The following is a 19,453-nucleotide window of genomic DNA, read 5'->3' as shown; positions in this document are numbered from 1 at the left end:
CCCCCACCACCGACTCAGGCCCCACCCCCAAACCCCTCAACACCTCCGCCAACCGATCCGACCGCACATCCAACTCCCCATACGACACCCGCTCACCCCCACACACCACCGCCACCGCACCCCGATCCCGCCCCACCACCTCCCCGAACAAACCCAACACCGACACATCCCCCACCACCACACCCGTGTCATTCCACTCGGAGATCACCTGGTGGCGTTCGGTCTCCGAAAGCAGCTGCAGGCGGCCGACCCGTTCCGTGGGGGAAGCGTCGGTCAGCTGTTCCAGGGCGTTCAGGAAGCGGCGGGCGATGTCCTCCGCCGCCTCGGCGCTGTAGGTCTCGGGGTTCACGTCGACGGCGATCTCGAAGCCGGTGTCGGTCGAGCGGTCGTAGATGGAGATCTGGACGTCGTCGACCGGTCCGCTGGAGATGTTGTGGGCCGTCGCCGTGCAGTCTCCGAACTGGACCTGGTAGTCGAACGACATGACGTTGAGGATCGTGCCGAAGACGGGGCCCGATCCCACGCGGTGCAGGTCTTTGAGGATGTCCATCTGGTGGTAGCGCTGGTGCTTCAGTGAGGCACGGACGTTGCGTGAGGTGGCCCGCACGAGGTCGGTCAGCGTGGCGCGGGGGTCCAGTCGGGAGCGGACGGGGACGATGTTGGTGGTGGTCCCCGGGATTCCCCGCAGGCGGTTGTTGGCGCGTCCCAGGACGGGGATGCCGAAGGTGAGATCGTCGGCTCCGGTGATCTGGTGCAGGCATGCGGCGCCGGCGGTGATCGCGAGTCCGGCCAGGCTGGTGCGGAGTCTCCGTGCGGACGACCTCATACGGGCCGCCTGGTCGCGGTCGACCTCGACCAGGTGCCTGCGGCGCAGGAACCTGGCCCTGCGTACGGGCAGGCCGCTGATGGTGGCCGTGCGAGGGCAGTCGGCGAGCAGGTCGAGCCAGAAGCGCCGGTCCTCCTGGAATTCTTCCGACTGGCGGTATCTGCGGTCCTCGTCCAGGAGGAGTGCGGAGGACTCCAGGACATCCTCGGACGCGGCGGGGTCGTCGCCGGCGAGCAGGGCGGCGTAGATCTGCGACAGCCTGGCGACGAGCACGGTGGCGCTGAAGCCGTCGCCGACGAGGTGGTGGGCGCACATGTACCAGAAGTAGCGACGCTCCGCGATCCGGAAGACGGCGTGGGTGGCGAGGGGGCCGTTCGCCACGTCGAGGGAGCGGTTCATGTCGGTGCGCATCCACTCGACCGCGGCCGCGGCGGGGTCGGTGGCGGAGGTGACGTCCATGACGTGGATGGGCAGGTGGTCCGGCGGCATCCTGTGCTGCCTGGCCTCCGTGCCGGTGCCGCGGAAGCAGGCGTGGAGGGAGTCGGATTCGCCCAGGAGCCGGCGCAGTGCGGCGACGAATACCTCGACATTCAGGTCGCCCTGGATGTCGAGGTATTCGGCGATGTTGAAGATCGGGTCCACGGGTTCGAGTTGGAGTGCGTTCCAGATGGCGAGTTGCCCCGTCATCAGCTCCTGGCCGTTTTCCGCGTCATGGGACATACCTGACCTGACCTCCTCGGCTTCCGACTGCCCGTGAGCGGCACAGGAGCCGGCTGCTCGGCCGGCTGACAACTCGTCGTGCGGAGCGGTGGACCTAGTTGTTCTCCATGGCCTTGATCAGGCTGTTGGGGCGGAGGTCGGTCCAGTTGGTCTCGATGAAGTCCATGCATTCCTGGCGGCTGGACTCACTGAGGATGACCTCCCAGCCGGCCGGTACGTCGATGAAGGCGGGCCACAGTGAGTGCTGGCCCTCGTCGTTGACGAGCACGAGGTAGGTGGCTTCCGGGTCCTCGAAGGGGTTGGTCATTTACGTTTCCCTCTCTGGCTGCTGACGGCATGAAAGACGTAGTCATGAAAGGACGTAAAATCGCGCGCGGTGACGTTCAGTCGTCGTGCTTTCGCAGGAATTCCAGGATGGCGGAATTGATCTCTTCGGGGCGTTCCAGGTAGCCGAGATGACCGCAGGAGGGGATCTCGACGTAGTCGCAGTCCGTGATGGCGTCGGCGACTTCGGCGCCCAGGTGTGGTGGTGTGATGAGATCGTCGGAGAAGGCGATGACCCGGCAGGGGACGGTGGTGTCGCGCAGGGCCGGACGTCGGTCCTCGCCGTTGAGGCCGGCCCAGGACTGGCCGCCGCCCATGTGCCGGCCGCCGTCCGCGATCTGGAAGGTGTCGAGCCAGAGGGAGATCGCGTCGTCGTTGTCGAGGGTCTTCGGTGAGAACATCTCGAAGACCGTCGTGGCGGCGTAGTACTCGGGTGGCAGGGTGATCCCGGAGTCGGTGAGCGCGCGGTGTGCCATGGCGTGTGCGGTCCGGGCGGTGTCGGAGCGTGCCTTGGTGGCCATGAGGACGGCGCAGTGGACCAGGTGCGGCGAGGTGATCAGCAGTTCCTGGGCGATCAGGGCGCCCATGGAGACGCCGACGATCCGGCAGGGTGCGAGGTCCAGTGCTTCGATCAGTCCTCGGGTGTCTTCGGCCAGGTCGGCGAGCGAGTACTTGCCGGGAGGGCTGTCGGACGGCGGGATTCCGCGGTTGTCGAAGGTGATGGCCTCGTAGCCCGCGCGTACCGCGGCGGGGGTCTGGTGGACGGTCCACACGCGTCCTGCGGCGCCGGAGCCCATGATGTAGAGCACCGGTGTGCCCGCTCCCTGGCGTTCGTAGGCGAGGCGGACACCGTTGGTCAGGAGCTGCGGCATGCCCGCACCGCTTCCAGCGTCGTCACCGCCGGCCGTTCGGAGGATCGGTCGTGGTGTGGCTGTCTGTCCTGGTGCCGCCTTCGGCGCCAGGCGGCCGGGTCTTGGCCGGTCTGTCGCGGTCGGCGTGCGTCGTCGTCGCGTATGGGCGGCATGGCCTGGCTCACGAGCGAGTATTCCTCCCCCATTACCTGCGCACACGGTGGGCTCGTCGTCCGGGGAGCCCACCCCGGGGAATACTGTCCTGCCGAACGGATCGACGCAATACGTCGATCCGTTCGCCGCCCGAGGTCAGCGTCCTGGCCCGGCCAAGGTGGTTGAAGTGTTCAACTGGGGCGTGGCGCCACTTGAACGGCCATGTCCGCGGGCGTGGTTGTCAGGTCGCGGGTCCGGTCGGGCGGTGTGCCTCGTGCTCGATGAAGTTGCCGAGTCGTTGGATGCCCTCGCTGATGTGATCCTCGGTCAGGTAGCTGGTGGAGAGGCGGATGCTGTGGTCGCCGCCGCCGTGGGGGTGGAAGTAGGACATGGGTGTCCAGATGACGCCGAAGTCCTGGGCCGACCGGGCGAGGGCCTCGTTGTCGGCGTGGAAGGGGACCCGCAGGGTGAGGAAGAAGCCGCCCTCGGGGGTGTTCCACCGGACTCGGGTCGCCTCGCGGACGCCTGGTGGGAAGCGTTGTTCGAGCCGGTGGAGGGTGGAGCGCATGGTGCCCTGGTAGTAGGCCGAGGCTTCTTTGTTGAGTTCGGCGACCTGTCCTTCGGCGGCCAGCAGCATGCCCGCCACCGCGGCCTGGCTCAGGGGGGACGTGTTGACGGTCACCATGCTTTTGATTTTGGCCAGTTCGTCGGCGAGGAGGCCGGTGCGGCCGTGTGTGTCGTGGACGGGCTGGTCGGCGACGGCGTAGCCGACGCGGGCGCCGGGGAAGAGCGTCTTGGAGAAGGATCCGAGGTGGACCACGCGGTGGCGGCGGTCGAGGGATTTGAGGGTGGGCAGGCGTGGGGCGCCGCTCACCAGGCGGTACGGGCTGTCCTCCAGGACCAGGATGTCGTGGCGGTCGGCCAGGTCCAGCAGTTCGTGTCTGGTGGCCAGGGGCATGGTGGTGCCGGAGGGGTTGGAGTGGTCGGGTACGACGTAGAAGGCCCGGGGGCGGCGTCCACGGGCTCGCTGGGCTTCCAGGGCGGCTTCCAGGTCGGCGGTGCGCAGGCCGGTCTCCTGTTCCTCGACCGCGATCAGTTCGACGTCCAGGAGGCGGGCGGCGCCGGTGATGCCGACGTAGCAGGGGCTGGCCACGAGGAGTACGTCGTCGCGGTCGGCGATGAGGGCCCGTACGGCGAGGAGCATCGCCTCCTGGCAGCCGACGGTCACGACGATGGATTCCGGGGGGACGTCGATGTCCTCGTCGCGGCGCAGTGAGTCGGCGATCAGCTCACGGATGCGGCCCGCGGTCGGGCCGTACTGGAACATCGCGTCGCGGACGGCTTCGGGTGAATTCCCGTTGTCCGAGAGGTGGTTCAGATATCGCTGGATGTGCTCGAATATCTGGCCGGTGTCGAAGAATCCGTCGTAGGGCCGGCCGGGGGCGAATGAGATGGCGTCCGGATATCGCAGGGTGATTTCGTTGAGGAAGTTCATCGTGTCCAGCGTCGGGTCGGAGACGCTGCCGTGCAGGTCGGCCCGGTGGAGGAGGGCCCCGCTCAGGTCGGATTCCGCGGGAATCGGCCGGGTCGGTGTCGCGGGTGGATTCTCGGTCGTCAACGTCACCCTCCTGGAGCGGGATACCAATGGCGGTGCGTTCGCGCGGACGCTAACAGCAGGCACCGGTTGCCGCCAGTGAAGGGCCGGGTCCCCAACCGCCGTGCGTGTGTTGTCAGTCGGAGTCGCGGCGGGCGATACTCGGCTGGCACATCTGCCATGGAGGGTGGGTACGTCTCGTCGCCCATGACGGAGGAGGTACGCGCCCCATGCTTGGAGGCCCCGGGCCGATACGGCTGCGCCTCGGTGATTCGGTCACCCGCCAGCAGATCAAGCCCGGCACGCTGGGCCGGATCATTCCCTACGCGAAGCCATACCGTTGGCGGCTGGGTCTTCTGATGTTCGTGACCGCGACCGACGCGGTCATCACGGTGTCCATGCCGTTGATCCTCAAGGTGATCATCGATGACGGTGTGATGCCGGGCCGGGTCTCGGTGGTGGTCACGCTGTCCCTGGTGATCGCCGGGCTGGCGCTGCTCGACGCGCTGGTGCTGTTCGTGCAGACCAGGTGCTCGGCCCAGATCAGTCAGGGTCTCATCTACGATCTGCGGACCGAGGTGTTCCGCCATGTGCAACGGCAGCCGATGGCCTTCTTCACCCGGGCGCAGACCGGGTCCCTCGTCAGCCGGCTGAACACGGATGTCATCGGCGCCCAGCAGGCGGTGACGACGCTGTTGTCCCAGGCGGTGTCCACTCTGCTCACGCTGGTGCTCGTCCTCGCCGCCATGCTGTATCTGTCCTGGCAGTTGACGCTGGCCGCGCTGGTGCTCATTCCGCTGTTCCTGCTGCCCGGCAAGGTGATCGGGAAGCGGCTGCAGCGGCTCACCAGGCAGCAGATGCAGCTGGACGCCGAGGCGGCCTCCATGATGAACGAGCGGTTCAACGTGTCGGGTGCGCTGCTCGTCAAGCTGTACGGGCGGCCGGAGGAGGAGTCCGGCCTCTTCGCGGACCGGGCCGGGAAGGTCCGGGACATCGCGACGGTCACCGCGGTGTACGCGCGTTCGTTCTTCATCCTGATGGGGCTGCTCACGTCGCTGACCACCGCCGTCATGTACGGGCTCGGGGGGAGCCTCGTCATCGACGGGGTGTTCCAACTGGGCACCATGGTCGCGCTGGTCACTCTGCTGGCCCGGCTGTACGGGCCGGTCAACCAGTTGTCGAACATGCAGGTGAGTGTGTTGACGGCGTTGGTGAGCTTCGACCGGGTGTTCGAGGTGCTGGACCTGGAGCCGATCATCAAGGAGCGTCCCGGGGCTCGCCCGCTCGCGCTCGCGTCGGACACCGGCTCGTCGGACGCCGGCGCGCCGGAGATCGAGTTCGAGGGGGTGTCATTCTCCTACCCGGCCGCCGACAAGGTCTCCCTGGCGTCGCTGGAGTCCATCGCGTCGGCGGTTCCCGAGCGTGCGGTTCCGGCGCAGGTGCTGGACCGGGTGAGTTTCCGGGCGCCGGCCGGTCGGCTGACGGCGTTGGTGGGGCGTTCGGGGTCGGGCAAGACGACGGTCACCCGGCTGGTGCCCAGGCTGTACGACCCCGATGTGGGGACGGTGCGCATCGGTGGTGAGGACGTCCGGGACCTGACGCTCGCCTCGTTGCGGGAGACGATCGGTGTGGTCAGTCAGGAGGCCCATCTGTTTCACGACACGATCCGGGCCAACCTGGCCTATGCCCGGCCGGACGCGACGGAGCGGGAGATCGTCGAGGCGTGCCGGGCGGCGCAGATCTGGGAGTTGGTCTCCTCGCTGGCGGAGGGTCTGGACACGGTGGTGGGTGATCGCGGCTATCGGCTCTCGGGGGGTGAGAAGCAGCGGATCGCCCTGGCCCGGCTGCTGCTGAAGTCTCCTGCGGTCGTGGTGCTGGACGAGGCGACGGCGCATCTGGACTCGGAGTCGGAGGCGGCCGTCCAGCGGGCGCTGGCGACCGCGCTGGAGGGCAGGACGTCGCTGGTGATCGCGCACCGGCTGTCCACGGTGCGCGACGCGTCGCAGATCCTGGTCATCGACGAGGGCCGGATCGCCGAGCGCGGGACGCATGAGGAGCTGCTCGCGGGCGGCGGGCTCTACGCGGAGGTGTACCGCACGCAGTTCGCCCCGCAGAAGTCGGCGGCGGCCGGGTCCTAGCCGGCCGCCGCGGTCTTCTGCCTACGGGGTCTCCTGGCGTTTCGGGGTCTGCCAGGACAGCCCGTCGGGTGAGCCGACCAGTCCGCCGGGGAGGAGTGGGGTCTCGTCCTCGGCGTCGTCTCCCAGCAGGGCGTGGCTCTGGACCTGGCCGCCCTGTCGCATGGCGTTGCGGACCACCTCGGACCGGAAGAGGGGGACCATGGTCCCCCCGTCGTCCGCGGCGACCTGGTCGACCGCGCCGGAGAACTCCGCCGACCGCGACTTGAGTTGGGCGGCGGTCGTCCGGGCGTCGGTGAGCGCGGACTCCCCGGAGGCGACTCCGCCGACGAGGTCGATGAACGACTCGAATTCCGCCGCCGAGCTGCCGGTGACCTTCTTCGCCCGCCAGAAGTACGACTCCTCGCTGACGTTCATGTCGTAGAAGGAGACGAGGAACTCGTAGAAGACGCTGTACTCGCGGCGGTACCGGGCCTCGAACTCCCGGAAGGCGTCCTGTTCGCCGACCGTGCCGGCCAGGACGCTGTTGATGGAGCGCGCGGCGAGCAGCGCGCTGAACGTGGCGAGGTGGACCCCGGAGGAGAACACCGGGTCCACGAAGCAGGCGGCGTCGCCGATGAGGACCATTCCGGGACGCCAGTAGGACGTGGCCTGGTAGGAGTAGTCCTTCCGCACCCGCAGCCGCCCGTACTGGCCGGTGCGGACGCGTTCGGCGTCGGCGAGGTACTCCTTGACGAGGGGGCATTCGTCGATCAGGGCGCGCAGTGCCGCCTCCGGGTCTCCCTGGACCTTCTGCGCCATGTCGCGGCGTACGACGGCGCCGACGCTGGTCAGTTCGGGGCTCAGGGGGATGTACCAGAACCAGCCGCTCTTGAAGGCCGCCGAGAGGATGTTGCCGGAGTTGGGTTCCGGGAGCCGTTTGCCGCCGGTGAAGTAGCCGAAGAGGGCGAGGCTGCGGAAGAACTCCGAGTAGTTCCTGGTGCCGGCGACGTTGGTGAAGAGGCGGCTGGTGTTGCCGGAGGCGTCGATGACGTACCGGCTCGTGATCTCGTGCCGCTCGCCGACCTCGTCGGTGTAGCCGACGCCGCTCACCCGTTCGCCGTCCTCCAGGACGTGGTCGACGGCGGAGCCCTCGCGGACGTCCACGCCGAGGTTGCGGGCGTGGTTGAGGAGGATGTGGTCGAACTTGGAGCGTTCGACCTGGTAGGCGAAGGAGGAGGGGCCCGCCATCCTGGGCGAGACCGAGAAGGAGAAGGTCCACGGGTCGGGTCTCGACCCCCAGCGGAACGTGCCGCCACGTTTCCTGGTGAAGCCGGCGGCGGCCAGTTCGTCCGCGACGCCCGTGAGGCGGCAGACTCCGTGGACCGTGGCCGGCAGCAGCGACTCGCCGATCTGGTACCTCGGGAACCTCTCCTTCTCCAGGAGCACCACCCGGTGTCCCCGCAGGGCGACGAGTGCGGCGGCGGTCGAGCCGCCCGGGCCGCCTCCCACCACGACGACGTCGGCTTCTTCCGTCCGTGCCCGTGTCTGCCCCATCACGGTCCTCCGCTCGTCTCAGGTGGCCGGTTCCGGGTCCGCGGCACGCTGCCGGTCGACCGCCTCGTAGAGGGCCTTGATGTTGTTGCTGCCGAAGGTGCGCCCGCCGCGCCGGTCGATCAGCTCGTAGAAGAGGGTGCCCCGGGGGTGCCGTGACTCGGTGAAGAGCTGGAGCAGCAGGCCCCAGTGGTCGCGGTCGGCGAGGATGTTGAGTTCGCGCAGTTCGTCCAGGGGCACGCCGAGGGCGCCGATCCGCTCGGGCAGCGCGTCGTAGTAGCGGGAGGGCGTCGAAAGGAAGCGGACGCCGCGTTTCGTGCAGTCGCGCACGGCCTCCGCGATGTCTTCGGTGAGGAAAGCGATGTGCTGCACGCCGGCGCCGTCGTGGGCGCGGACGAATGCGTCGATCTGCCCCGGCTCCCGCGTGGTGTCCGGTTCGATAATGGTCAGGGTTACTTTTCCGGATTCGCTCTGCACCACTTTGGAATCCATCGCCTGGGAACCGACGATGATGCGTTCCTCGAAAGTCTGCGAGAATCCGAATATCGACTGGTAGTCGCGCACCGTGCGCTCCAGTTCGCCGGCGGGGACGCACACGGCGAGGTGGTCGATGGTCCTCAGCAGTCCCGGCGCGGTGACCCCGGGGTGCTCCTCGACAAGGAGGCCGGGGGCGAAGGGGCCGGCGGGGTCCGCCCGCTCGACGAAACGCTGGACGACGTCGCCGAACCCGCTCACCGAGGCGGTGGCGACGCGTGTGCCGTCGCCCTTGAGTTCGGTGGGGGGTTCCACCGCGGCCGCCCCGCGTTCCACGGCTTCGGTGAACGCCGCGTGGGCGTCGGCGGTCGTGACGGCGATGACGGCGACCCCGTCGCCGTGGCGCTCCACGTAGCCGGCCGCCGGATGGTGCTCGTCCAGGGCCGTCGTCAGCAGGAGGCAGATCCCGTGCTGGCGCAGCAGCACCGACCGGCAGCCGGTCAGGCCGGTGTCGGGGCCGCCGCGACCGCACACCTGGAAGCCGAACGCGTCGCGGAGGAAGAGGGCCGAGCTGTCCACATCGGCCACATAGCATTCGAGATGATCGATCGCGCCAATATCCATGGGAACCCTCCGGTATCCGAATGGCGTCGGTGCACGCTACCTGAGGATCACTGCCGCTGGGAACGACGGCCGACGAGCGTAAAGGGAAATGCTCGGCTTTCACTTCGATTTCCGGACGGGTGGCGGGCGTTGCCGAGATTGCACGCATTGACGGCCGGACGGGCGGTCAATACGCTGCGGGTGTGTTTCCTGTTGCCGTCAGCGATGAAATGCTCCGCTCCCTGCTCCGGGAGGCGCGGGACGTGGAGGCGGACCTCGACGCCCATCTGTCGGCAGCGGGATTCGACGGCCTTCCGCGGCACGGGCCTTTCGTCCTGGGTGCCATGGCGTTCCGGGGCGGGGCGGCCGGGGACCTCAAGCGCGTGCTGGGCATCAGCGACCGGCAGGCCGGCGAGACCGTGGACGCGCTGACCACGCACGGGTACCTGGAACTGCGGGTGGATCGGGCCGACCGCCGACGGGTACGGCTCGTCCTGACCGACCGCGGGCGCGCCGCCGCCCTCTCGCTGTGGACGTTCCTGCGGACCTCGCGGTGGCGCCGGTTCGACTTCCGGTCCGGTGACATCGTCATCAGCACACCCGCCAAGAGCGGCACCACGTGGATGCAGATGATCTGCGCCCTGCTGGTCCTGCGGACTCCGGACCTCCCGGCGCCCCTGCCTCAACTGTCGCCCTGGCTGGACGACATGGCGCGTCCGTGCGACGAGGTGTTCGCCGCGTTCGCCGGTCAGTCGCACCGGCGGCTGATCAAGACCCATACGCCGCTGAGCGACATCGTGACGGCGCCGGACGTCACCCATGTCGTCGTCGCCCGGCATCCGCTGGACACCGCGGTCTCGCTGTACCACCAGAGCGGCAACCACGACCGGTCCGGCGATGTGCCGGGGCCCGGAGGCCCGCGTCAGGAGCGGCAGGTGGCACCGCGGGAGTGGCTGGCCCGGTGGGTCGAGGAGGATCCCCCGCGTGAGGGGCAGCCGTCGTCCCTGCGGGGTGTGCTGTGGCATCTGTCGGACGCCTGGTCCCGCCGCGCCGACGCCGGGGTCCTCCTCTTCCACTACGAGGATCTCTCCGCCGACCTCTCGGGTGAGATGGCCCGCCTGGGCCGGCACCTCGGCGTCCCCACCGGAGGCGCCGGCTGGGCCGATCTGGTGGCGGCCGCCTCGTTCGACCGGATGCGCGCGGCCGCGGACCGGATCCAGCCCCTGGGGACGACCCGTGACAACAAGGCGTTCTTCCGGCGGGGTGGGTCCGGGTCCGGCACGGCCCTGCTGACCGGCGACGAGCTGACGAGGTATCACGCCAGGGCGGCCGCACTGGCACCGCCCGACTTCCTCGCGTGGCTGCACCGCCGGTGAGCGGGGATCACGGCCGCTGGGCGGGGTCACGGCCGCCGGGCGTGGGTCACGGCCAGTCGGTCAGGTCCGTCGAGTAGCCCAGCTCCGCCGCGAGGGACAGCACGTCGGGGCTGTTCAGGGCGTCCTTGAGGACGTCGTAGTTGCCGTACCACTTCGCGCGCCGCGGCAGCGTGAGGGCGTTCATGGGGGTCATCCCCCGCACCGCCGGGGCCAGCAGGGGTGAGCGGTCCGTGCCGAGCCAGCTCGCCAACTCGCCGATGGCACGGGTGCGTTCGTGGGCGGTGCCGATCAGGTCCTCGTACTGGAGACGGAGGACGTCGATGTCCTTGTTCCGCGCCGCGAAGTCGAGGATGGCGGTGTGCGAGCAGCGCCACTGGGTGGCGCAGACCTCCTCCAGCGGGGCTTCGGTGAGATCCTGCCAGCCCGGCGGGAAGTCGAGCTTCCACCAGTCACGGCTCCACGGCCGTCCCGGTTCGGTGTATCCGGCGATGTTCAGCGGGGTGCCGACCCGGGCGTTGAAAAACCAGTGCGACAGCCATGCCTCGCGGTAGCTGCTGATCGCGGCGCCCGGGTTGCGGGTGAGGTGGATGATCCTCATGCGGGCCCGGGGGAAGAACTCCCTGAGGGCCCCCAGTTTGTAGACGTTGACCGGGGTCTTGGTGATGACCGTCCGGCTCTCCACCTCCCGCCGCGTCGCCCTCTTCCAGGGTTTGGGCAGGGCGAGGGGCGCGAATTCGAGGACGGTGTCGCCGTGCGGTCCGGCCGGCCGGGGCGCGCCCGGGAGGATGCCGTTGATCTCGGCCGCCGAGACGTCGGCGTAGTACGGGTTCGCGCACTCGTACCGGGTCGTCAGCATCTTCAGCAGGGTGAGGCCGACCGCCCGGGTGGGATCGCCGCTGCCGTCGTCGAGGCCGCCGGGCGGTTGGTCCGCGAGCGCCTTCGCCAGCATGGATTCGACCTCGGCCAGGCTGAGCGGTGCCGTGGGCCACTGCACGATCCACCGCCACAGGACGTCCTGGGCGAACCGCGACCAGTCGATGGCGCCCCAGTCGCTCACCGGGTTGCCCACGTCGCTGCCCAGTTCGCTTTCGAGGAGCGCGACGTCTCCGGTGAGGCCGGAGAGCCGTTCGGAGTCGGCGCCGTTCTCCGGGTGGGTCCACCCGGCCAGGCGCAGGATGGGCTGCATCTCGGCCTGGAAGTGCAGGAGGTCCTCGGCGCCGCGGAGGAGCTCCGTCAGCAGTGTGGTGCCGCCCCGGAAGGGGGAGGCGATGACCACCAGCTCCCTGACCGCCGTCCTGAAGTCCTCGACCGGTGTCCGCACGGTGCGCAGTTCGTCCAGTCGGCGGCGTGCGGTGGCGACGACCGGATCGGGGGGACCGGTTCCCGCGTCCGTGCCTGCCGGTTCGGCCGGTTCGGGCTGGTGACTGCGCACCGCACTCCTCCAGTTCTGCGCGCGGGTGGGCGCGCGTCGACGAAGACGTCCCGGACGGCTCGTGGCCGTGCGGGACGGGTCATGTGGCTCGGCCGCCGAATCGGGCCGCTTTGTCCCGCACGTCCTCCGCGTGCAGCCGCAGCGCCTGCCGCAGGGCGAACTCGGCGACGTAGGCGCGGAACACGTCGGGGGGTTCCTCGGCGAGGTTGAGCATGCTGCGGTTCGGGACGGCCGCCGGGGCGCGCAGCCGCTGGGCCGCCCGGTCGACGGCGGCGTCGATCTCGTCGGGTTCCACGACCTCGTCGATCAGCGCGCGCGCCTGGGGGGACGTCGCCCAGATGCGCCGTCCGCCCAGGATGACCTGGCGGGCGAGGCGCGATCCGGCGACGCGGCCGAGCCGCAGGTTCGACACGCCGGGGACGATGCCCTCGCGTGCGGCGGGGAGGCTGACGTAGGCGTCCGAGCCGGCGATCACGTGGTCGAGGACGAGCAGGAGCTGGCAGCCTCCCCCGATGGCGAAGGTGTCGACGGCGGCGATCCACGGCTTCTCCACCGTGGCCGACCGCCAGTCGTCGTCCCGCTCGACGAGCAGGCCCCGGACGAGCTTGCTGATGTAGCCCAGTTCACGCCGGAGCAGGAAGCCGACCAGTGAGATCTCCCCGGCGTGCAGGCTCTTGAGGTTGATGCCGGCGCTGAAGACCCGTCGCCCGCGGTAGCGGGGGTGCGTCATGGTCCCGCCGCGCAGGACGCCGACCTCCACGTCCGGGTCGAGCAGGGCCAGGTCGACGGCCGTCTCCATGTCGTCGACCTGGCGGTTGTCCTCGGCGTTCAGGCAGTCGTCCCGGCACATGGTCAGGTGGGCCACGCCGTCCCGGCGCTCCACGTGCAGCGAGTGTGTCTCCACGGACCCGGTCCGGCGGAACTCCGGCAGCAGGGCCAGCGCGCGCTCGGTCGGACGGAGCATCGACGACAGCAGGTGCGGGCCGGCGTCCGGTGCGCGCAGGACGCCGCGCAGGAAGATCCCCTGGTCGATCTCGGTCGGCACCAGCGCGGGGAACGCCTTGGCCGTGTCGGCCATCAGCCGGTCGAGGCGCGGGTGCGCCGAGCGCCCGTCGGTGAGCCGGTCGTAGAGGGCGTCCGCGTGCCGGTCCATGATCTCGACCCGCAGTTTCCTGGCCCGGTCCGAGGTCGCGGAGTCGTCGGTGAGCCGGGCCAGATCTCGGCGTAGGTCTGCGTCGAGCCCGTCCGGCGCCTCGGGCGCCCCGGCTGTCATCGGCCCGCTCCCGCCGCGGCCTGACGGAGCGTCCGGTCGCAGGCCGCGAGGTGGGCGCCGAGTGCGTCCTCGAAGCTGGTCGTGGCGGCGTCGTGCATCAGCTGCCGTCTGATGGCCAGTTCGCGGCCGGAGCGGAGGCGGGCCGCCGCGACGGCCTCGGTCAGCGCGGGCAGGGGCGCGTCGACGAGGTCGTGGACGAGGTCGAGGGCCAGTGCTCGCGCCGCCGTCAGGGGCTGCCCGAACAGGACCGCGTGCCGCACGGCCGCGATGCCGGCCTGCTGGACGAGCCGGTGCAGCGCCATGCCCGGCCAGGTGGCCGCACCGCTCAGCGAGACCTCCAGGCGGGTGTCGGGGGTCGCGATGCGGTGGTCGGTGGCGAGGAGCGCGTCGAGGGCGGGGCCGCCGACCGCGCCGGAGGCGACCGCGATCGTGGTCGCGGGCAGCCGTTCGAGCCGTCGCAGTGCCCGTTCCCACTTGCTGACCAGGGCGACATCGGCCTCGGTGCGCATGCCGTCCGGTACGCCGGTGACGGCCACGGCGAGGAACCCGTCGCGCTCGGCGGCGGCGCAGGCCGTCTCCACGGCGCGCACGGAGTCCGCCGTGAGGTGTGCGGAGCCGTCGATCTCCAGGTGGAAGCTCTCGCCGGTCACCATTGGATCAGCGCCGTCTCGATGGTGGAGCCGGGTCCCATGGTCATGAGGACGCCGTATTCGCCGGGGGTGGCCACCTGTTCCTCCAGGAGACGCTCGTAGGAGAACAGGAACGACCCGCTGGAGACGTTCCCGTAGTCGCGCAGGACTCCGGTGGTGTGCCGGACGGCGTGGCGGCTCAGGCCGAGGTTGACGACGACCGCGTCGATGACCTTCTTGCCGCCCGAGTGCACCAGCCAGTGGCTGATGTCGTCGCGGAGCAGGCCGGTTCCGGCCAGCAGGCGGTCGGTGACCTCTTCGGCGTGCGCGCCGATGACGTAGGGGATCTGCGGGTCGAGGAAGAAGCTGAACCTGCCCAGGTCCCGGTCCCAGTCGTACCGCATGGCGCCCACGGCGTCGGGGATGATGTGGCTGGCGAACCGGAGGATGCGCGGGCCGTCCGCGCCCGCGCCGGGCCGGTGTGCGGGGGGCGCGGGTTCGCCGGCGATCAGCGCGACCGCCGCGGCTCCGTCGCCGAAGAGGCTGTTCACCACGGCCGTCCGCATGGTGGCGTCCATGGCGTAGGCGGCCGAGCACGCCTCCGAGCACAGGACGACGGCCAGCTCGCCGGGGTTGGCCACCGACCAGCCGGCGACCAGATTCAGTGCGTTCAGGCCCGCGTTGCAGCCCATCCCGACGATGTCGGAGCGGCTGCAGTCCCGGTCGATGCCCAGTTCACGGATGATCAGTGCGCTCAGCCCCGGGGTGAGGAATCCCGTCGAGGTGACGCAGCACAGGTGACGCACGTCGGCGAGGCTCGCGCCGGCCCGCTTCAGGCAGGCTTCCAAGGCGCGGATTCCGGACTCCACGGCGTGGGTCCTGTGCTTGTCGAGCAGATCGCCCTGCTGCTCGCGGACGGGGCGGCCGTCGGCGCCGGGCGGGGGGAGCACCAGGTGGCGTCGCTCGATGGCGCTGTTGAGGAAGACGCCACGCGCCCTGGCGTCGGTGATCTCGAAGGTGTCCAGCACTTCCTGCTGCGAGTACGAGGTCGGCGGCACGGCCGTGCCCACGCCGACGATCCGGGCCCGGACGGTCATCGGAAGGTCCACCCCCACATACGACGCTTGCTGCGGACAAGCCGCTTGACGGTCCAGCCGGACATCACCATCTCCTCTCTCTTGTCTTCTTCGGTCACATGGACGAGGTGCTGACCAGCTCTGGGGAGACCGCCGCCACGGAAGGCGTGCCGGTGAGGGTCATGGCGTCGGTGAGTTCGTCGACCAGCAGGTCGAGCGTGCGCGCGACGCCCTCCTCGCCGTCCACGGCGAGTCCGTACAGCACGGGACGGCCGAGGAGGACGGCGTCCGCGCCCATCGCACGGGCGGCCAGGACGTCGGCGCCGCGGCGCACGCCCCCGTCGAGGAGGACCGGGCACGCGTCCGACACCGCGGCCGCGACTTCCGGCAGCGCGTCCAGGGACGCCGGTACGCCGTCGAGTTGGCGTCCGCCGTGATTCGAGACGATGATTCCGTCCACCCCGGCGGTGACCGCGCGTGCCGCGTCCGCCCCGGTGAGGATCCCCTTCAGGACGATCGGCAGCCGGGTGACCGACCGCAGCCACTCGACCCAGCCCCAGTCCTGCGCCGGGTCGAACCGGGTCAGGGCGTGGCCCGCCGGGCTGTCGAAGCCGTCGCCGTCGAGGTTGGCGGGTCCGACGCCCGGGGGCAGCCGGAAGCCGTTGCGCAGGTCGCGCAGCCGCCGGCCCAGGCGGGGGGTGTCGACGGTGAGGACGACCGCTTCGAACCGGGCGTGCTCGGCACGTTCCACGAGCCGTCGGACGGTGGCGCGGTCGCGCAGACAGTACGTCTGGAGCCAGAGCGGAGCGCCGGCCGCGGCGGCGAGGTCCTCGAAGGTGCGGCCGGCGAACATGCTGACGACGACGGGGACGCCGCGCCGCGCCGCGGCCCGGACGGTGGCGACCTCGCCCTCCGGGTGCGCCAGGGTGTGGTAGGCCATCGGCGCGACGGCCAGCGGAACCGCCCACGGGCGGTCGAGGATCTTGGTCTGGAGTTCCGGGGCGGTGACTCCGCTCAGTACCGTGGGCCGCAGCCGCACCCGGTCGAAGGCGGTGGTGTTGGCCAGTAGGGTGCGTTCCTCACCGGCGCCGCCGTCGAGGAAGTCCCAGACGGGTGGGTCCAGCCGTTCGCGCGCCAGTCGGGCGTAGTCGCCGAGCGAGAGCCGCATCAGATCCTTCCCCGATCAAAGCAGCACGCAGCGATTTCCTTGAGGAGCGCTTGAGTATCGCCTGTCGCCGCTCCTCCCGTCCAAGCCGTTCATGTGCGTCGCGCGGCGATCCGCTGCGCCAGTCCGTCCTCGGCGAGTGCGTCCTTCGTCAGGCGCCAGTGCGGCCGGGCGCCTACCAGAGGGCGGTCCGTCGCGAGGCGGCGGCGCCCGCCACCGGTGATGTTCAGCAGGACGACCGAGTCCCGGTCGACCTTCCCCTGGGCCACCGCGTCGCGCAGGCAGGCGACGGCCACACCCGCTGCGGGTTCGATGTCGATCCCTTCGAGTGTGCGGAACATGTTCCTGGCGACGACGACGGAGGCGTTGTCGACGACCAGGACGTCGCCGTCGCTGTCGCGCAGCGCGTCGCGGACGCCCGCGCGGATGCTGTAGGGGGGTGCCCAGTTCGTCAGCTCGTCGGCATGCACCTTGGCGATGGACTCCCGGAAGCCGTCGGTGAGTTCGGGTTCCCGCACGGTCTCCCCCATGCGCCAGGCGTCGTGGATGGGGGTGAACGGCAGGTTCTGGCACAGCATGAGTCGGGGCAGCGGAAGTCCGCCGGCGGCGCCGCTGATCCGGCGGGCGGCCTCGAGGACCGCGATGGCGCCGGTGCCGCTGCCCACGGCCTGGAAGTAGTGCGACGGCAGGCATCTCATTTCCTCGTACGCCGTCAGCAGTACGGCCGCCAGGCCGTCCCGGCGGCCGACGTTCTTCACGCCGCCCTCGGCCCGGAAGGGCGGCAGGCGGGAGATCGAGGACGCGAGTGCGATGGCGTCGGGATAGTCGCCGTCGTCGATGACCACGAGCGTCACACAGGGGTCGAGGGTCCCGGGGAACCGCAGTCGGCCCAGGCCCTTGCCGGAGACGACGATCAGGCAGGGCACCCGCTGCCGGGAGCAGACCCAGGCGAACGCGGCGGCGGTGTTGCCCGACGAGGCGACGGTCAGGACGTGCTCCCGGCCCGGGAGCCGGCCGAGCACCGTGAGGGCCTCGAACTCCTTGAAGGTGCCGGTTTCGAGCGAGGCGCCGCGTTCCGGCCAGTAGCCGTTGAACGCGATCCACAGCCGTGGCAGTCCGAGGGCGCCGGCGAGGCCGCGGCTGCGGTACACGACGCCCCGGCCCGTCGATCGGGGGGCGCGGACCACGGGCAGCCACTCCCGGTAGCGGAACAGTCCGTCGTACGCCTGGTCGGGGGTGAACCGCGGGTTGGCGTACTCGGTTCTGAGCAGTGCGGGCGGATGGTCCCGCGGGCAGTCCAGGATCAGGCCGTCGTCGGGCCGGCGGTCGCCGCACAGCGAGCACACGAGTACGTAGTGCCGGTCCCCGGCCGCGGCCTTCCCGTCCGTACCGCGCCGCCCGTTCCCGGCCATGTACCCACCTTTCGCCGACCACTTGGACATGGCTCGAATGCGGAGGTTTCGGGAATCGCGGTGCGGCAGTCAGCGTACGGCAGCGGGGCCTTCCGATCTATGAGTGCGCCGCCCGGCACACCCCTCAACGGTTGCGTGTTCAACTGACGCTCGGCCCCACTTGAACGTCCCGGTCCGCACTCGCCGCGGTCCGGAGTTACCATCCTGTCGAGTCGTTGGGGCTCAGAGGTGCGAGAAGGTGTGTGGTTGAGATGGCGGTAGGCAGGGTTGTCAGGTTCGACGGGGTGCGGGGCTACGGGTTCATCGCTCCCGAGCACGGCGGGGAGGACGTCTTCCTGCATGCCAATGATCTGCTGATCCCGGAGACGTCGGTGCGTTCCGGGGCCTGGGTGAAGTTCGAGGTGGAGGAGGGCGACCGCGGGCTGAAGGCGTCGTCCGTGCAGCTGGCCGACGGGGCGCCGCCGGCCGTGGCGCCTGCGCATGTCGCGCCGCTGCGGTCCGCCGCGCCGGCGCATTCGCCGATGCCCTCGTTCCACGAGGCGGAGGAGCCGACGTGTGATGTGCTGGGCGCCGCGGAGTTCACCCACGAGATGACGGAACTCATGCTGAGCGCGGCTCCGTCGCTGTCCGGGGAGCAGATCCTGCGGCTCCGGCAGCGGCTGGTCGAGTACGGCAGGAAGCACGGCTGGGTCGAAGGCTGAGCAGGGGAGAGGGCCCCACGGGTGCGCATCCGTGGGGCCCTTTCCCATGCTGGGAGTCGGCACCCTTGCAAAGCGCTTCCTTCCATCGTCCGGAACTCGATCTACCGGTTTCGTCGTCCTGACAGCGAGGGCGACGGAACGAGGAGCGATGACCGAGCGGGCGAAGCCTGGGTGGAGCTGGCGGCGCGGGCGGGTATGGGCCGGGGTGGCCGCGTTCACCGCCCTGCTGCTGGTGTTCCACGGCGTGGTTCCCAACCGGCCCGGCGGGCTGGGCAGCCTGCTGGAGTCCTTCCTGCCGTGGCTCGGCGCGCTGGTCGTGCTGCTGCTCCCGCCGGCGCTGCTGCGCCGTTCGGCTCTCGCGCTGGTCGCCCTGCTGCTGCCGGTGGCGGCCTGGACGTACCAGTTCGGCTCGCTGCTCCTGCCCGCGCCGGAGCCCGGCGCCGGCGACCTCGTCGTGGTGCAGCACAACGTCAGCGACGAGAACACCGACCCGGCGGGAACGGCCCGCGCACTGGCCGGTGCGGGGCCCGACCTGATAGCGCTCCAGGAACTGGTGGCGCCCGCCCGGGCGGTCTACGAGAAGACCCTCGCCCAGGACTACCCGTACCGGACGGTCCGGGGCACGGTCGGACTCTGGTCGAAGCATCCGCTCAGCGGGGCCCGACCGCTGGACATCAGACCGCGGGGCATCACGGAGGAGTGGGAGCGCGGGCTGCGGGCCGTGGCGCACACGCCGCGCGGCGAGGTCGCCGTCTACGTCGCGCATCTGCCGTCGGTCCGGGTCGGGGTCTCCGGCCTCGCGTCGTCCTGGCGGGACGAGAGCGCCGGGCTGCTCGGCGACGCCGTCGCGGCGGAGCGGTCGCGCAGGGTGGTCCTGCTGGGCGACCTCAACGGCACCGTCGACGACCGGGCACTCGATCCGCTGACCAGCGAGCTGAACGTGCCCGAGCGGGGCGTCGCCCTCAGCTTCCCCGCCGCGTTCCCGATGGCCCGGATCGACCAGGTTCTGGCCCGCTCCGCGACGGTCGGCCACATACGCACCCTGTCCGCCACCGGCAGCGACCACCTTCCGGTCCTCGCACGGGTCACTTGGGACCGACCGGTGCATACCACCTGAATCAGTGCGCAGCCGTCCCAATGCGGCCGCCGAGCAAGCCGCTTGCGGTGCTTGCGTTA

16 protein-coding genes are annotated in these 19,453 nt (G+C 70.3%); 4 read left to right on the top strand and 12 right to left on the bottom strand.

Translation table 11 applies throughout. From position 1 onward, the window contains the following. From ACFC1X_RS03950 to ACFC1X_RS03935, 4 genes are all read right to left on the bottom strand, one after another. A partial coding sequence (locus tag ACFC1X_RS03950; protein ID WP_376348497.1) for a condensation domain-containing protein occupies positions 1-1,546 on the bottom strand: 1,546 nt, incomplete at its 3' end. A 94-nt stretch (positions 1,547-1,640) separates the two neighbouring features. After that, positions 1,641-1,853 (bottom strand): MbtH family protein, encoded by a 213-nt coding sequence (locus ACFC1X_RS03945; protein WP_122616379.1) that lies wholly within the window; start codon positions 1,851-1,853, stop codon positions 1,641-1,643. Between the two features lie 76 nt (positions 1,854-1,929). Next, complete coding sequence (locus tag ACFC1X_RS03940) at positions 1,930-2,742, bottom strand: alpha/beta fold hydrolase (RefSeq protein WP_376348495.1); 813 nt, start codon at positions 2,740-2,742, stop codon at positions 1,930-1,932. Between the two features lie 373 nt (positions 2,743-3,115). Then, the gene (locus ACFC1X_RS03935; protein ID WP_376348494.1) at positions 3,116-4,498 is read right to left on the bottom strand and encodes a PLP-dependent aminotransferase family protein; all 1,383 of its coding nucleotides are present in this window, start codon (positions 4,496-4,498) and stop codon (positions 3,116-3,118) included. 200 nt (positions 4,499-4,698) lie between these two features. On the opposite strand from ACFC1X_RS03935, the gene ACFC1X_RS03930 reads away from it, so the two are divergent. After that, positions 4,699-6,606: an ABC transporter ATP-binding protein gene (locus tag ACFC1X_RS03930; RefSeq protein ID WP_376348492.1), complete on the top strand. Its 1,908-nt coding sequence runs from the start codon at positions 4,699-4,701 to the stop codon at positions 6,604-6,606. Positions 6,607-6,627: 21 nt separating this feature from the next. Here ACFC1X_RS03930 and ACFC1X_RS03925 read toward each other — a convergent pair whose 3' ends face one another. Together ACFC1X_RS03925 and hppD are read right to left on the bottom strand one after the other, a co-directional pair. After that, complete coding sequence (locus ACFC1X_RS03925; protein WP_376348491.1) at positions 6,628-8,139, bottom strand: tryptophan 7-halogenase; 1,512 nt, start codon at positions 8,137-8,139, stop codon at positions 6,628-6,630. Between the two features lie 18 nt (positions 8,140-8,157). Continuing rightward, the gene (hppD, locus tag ACFC1X_RS03920; protein WP_376348489.1) at positions 8,158-9,234 is read right to left on the bottom strand and encodes a 4-hydroxyphenylpyruvate dioxygenase; all 1,077 of its coding nucleotides are present in this window, start codon (positions 9,232-9,234) and stop codon (positions 8,158-8,160) included. Between the two features lie 182 nt (positions 9,235-9,416). Here hppD and ACFC1X_RS03915 point away from each other — a divergent pair, with 182 nt between their 5' ends. Next, positions 9,417-10,589, top strand: a complete 1,173-nt coding sequence (locus ACFC1X_RS03915) for a sulfotransferase domain-containing protein (protein WP_376348487.1) — start codon at positions 9,417-9,419, stop codon at positions 10,587-10,589. Between the two features lie 46 nt (positions 10,590-10,635). Here the strand turns inward: ACFC1X_RS03915 and ACFC1X_RS03910 are convergent, their stop codons facing one another. The 6 genes from ACFC1X_RS03910 to ACFC1X_RS03885 form a co-directional block, all read right to left on the bottom strand. Further along, positions 10,636-12,021 (bottom strand): sulfotransferase, encoded by a 1,386-nt coding sequence (locus ACFC1X_RS03910; protein WP_376348485.1) that lies wholly within the window; start codon positions 12,019-12,021, stop codon positions 10,636-10,638. Positions 12,022-12,100: 79 nt separating this feature from the next. Then, entirely contained in the window at positions 12,101-13,294 is a 1,194-nt protein-coding gene (gene dpgC, locus ACFC1X_RS03905; protein WP_376348483.1) for a (3,5-dihydroxyphenyl)acetyl-CoA 1,2-dioxygenase DpgC, read from the bottom strand. Beyond that, the gene (gene dpgB / locus ACFC1X_RS03900) at positions 13,291-13,947 is read right to left on the bottom strand and encodes an enoyl-CoA-hydratase DpgB (protein ID WP_376348481.1); all 657 of its coding nucleotides are present in this window, start codon (positions 13,945-13,947) and stop codon (positions 13,291-13,293) included. The genes dpgC and dpgB overlap by 4 nt, the downstream gene beginning before the upstream one ends. Beyond that, positions 13,941-15,020 carry a 3,5-dihydroxyphenylacetyl-CoA synthase DpgA gene (gene dpgA, locus ACFC1X_RS03895; RefSeq protein WP_376348479.1) on the bottom strand — a complete coding sequence of 360 codons (1,080 nt, stop codon included), beginning with the start codon at positions 15,018-15,020 and terminating at the stop codon, positions 13,941-13,943. Before dpgA ends, dpgB begins: the two co-directional genes overlap by 7 nt. A 94-nt stretch (positions 15,021-15,114) precedes the next feature. Continuing rightward, complete coding sequence (locus ACFC1X_RS03890) at positions 15,115-16,167, bottom strand: alpha-hydroxy acid oxidase (RefSeq protein ID WP_376348478.1); 1,053 nt, start codon at positions 16,165-16,167, stop codon at positions 15,115-15,117. A gap of 89 nt (positions 16,168-16,256) precedes the next feature. Beyond that, the gene (locus ACFC1X_RS03885; protein WP_376348476.1) at positions 16,257-17,576 is read right to left on the bottom strand and encodes a cysteate synthase; all 1,320 of its coding nucleotides are present in this window, start codon (positions 17,574-17,576) and stop codon (positions 16,257-16,259) included. A 251-nt stretch (positions 17,577-17,827) separates the two neighbouring features. On the opposite strand from ACFC1X_RS03885, the gene ACFC1X_RS03880 reads away from it, so the two are divergent. Both ACFC1X_RS03880 and ACFC1X_RS03875 read left to right on the top strand, forming a co-directional pair. Next, the gene (locus tag ACFC1X_RS03880) at positions 17,828-18,277 is read left to right on the top strand and encodes a cold-shock protein (protein ID WP_376348475.1); all 450 of its coding nucleotides are present in this window, start codon (positions 17,828-17,830) and stop codon (positions 18,275-18,277) included. A 148-nt stretch (positions 18,278-18,425) separates the two neighbouring features. Further along, positions 18,426-19,394, top strand: coding sequence for an endonuclease/exonuclease/phosphatase family protein (locus tag ACFC1X_RS03875; protein ID WP_376348473.1), 969 nt, complete (start codon positions 18,426-18,428; stop codon positions 19,392-19,394). The last annotated feature ends 59 nt before the right edge of the window (positions 19,395-19,453 follow it).

It is taken from the genome of Streptomyces sp. NPDC056128, assembly GCF_042263835.1.
Taxonomy (GTDB): Bacteria; Actinomycetota; Actinomycetes; order Streptomycetales; family Streptomycetaceae; genus Streptomyces.
This window is presented reverse-complemented; position numbering and strand designations above follow the sequence as displayed.

Bases quoted from the DNA above. Each gene is read 5' to 3' on its own strand.
- ACFC1X_RS03945 (WP_122616379.1), bottom strand. From the start codon at position 1,853: ATGACCAACCCCTTCGAGGACCCGGAAGCCACCTACCTCGTGCTCGTC.
- ACFC1X_RS03940 (WP_376348495.1), bottom strand. From the start codon at position 2,742: ATGCCGCAGCTCCTGACCAACGGTGTCCGCCTCGCCTACGAACGCCAG.
- ACFC1X_RS03930 (WP_376348492.1), top strand. From the start codon at position 4,699: ATGCTTGGAGGCCCCGGGCCGATACGGCTGCGCCTCGGTGATTCGGTC.
- ACFC1X_RS03925 (WP_376348491.1), bottom strand. From the start codon at position 8,139: ATGGGGCAGACACGGGCACGGACGGAAGAAGCCGACGTCGTCGTGGTG.
- hppD (WP_376348489.1), bottom strand. From the start codon at position 9,234: ATGGATATTGGCGCGATCGATCATCTCGAATGCTATGTGGCCGATGTG.
- dpgC (WP_376348483.1), bottom strand. From the start codon at position 13,294: ATGACAGCCGGGGCGCCCGAGGCGCCGGACGGGCTCGACGCAGACCTA.
- dpgB (WP_376348481.1), bottom strand. From the start codon at position 13,947: ATGGTGACCGGCGAGAGCTTCCACCTGGAGATCGACGGCTCCGCACAC.
- dpgA (WP_376348479.1), bottom strand. From the start codon at position 15,020: ATGACCGTCCGGGCCCGGATCGTCGGCGTGGGCACGGCCGTGCCGCCG.
- ACFC1X_RS03890 (WP_376348478.1), bottom strand. From the start codon at position 16,167: ATGCGGCTCTCGCTCGGCGACTACGCCCGACTGGCGCGCGAACGGCTG.
- ACFC1X_RS03885 (WP_376348476.1), bottom strand. From the start codon at position 17,576: ATGGCCGGGAACGGGCGGCGCGGTACGGACGGGAAGGCCGCGGCCGGG.
- ACFC1X_RS03880 (WP_376348475.1), top strand. From the start codon at position 17,828: ATGGCGGTAGGCAGGGTTGTCAGGTTCGACGGGGTGCGGGGCTACGGG.
- ACFC1X_RS03875 (WP_376348473.1), top strand. From the start codon at position 18,426: ATGACCGAGCGGGCGAAGCCTGGGTGGAGCTGGCGGCGCGGGCGGGTA.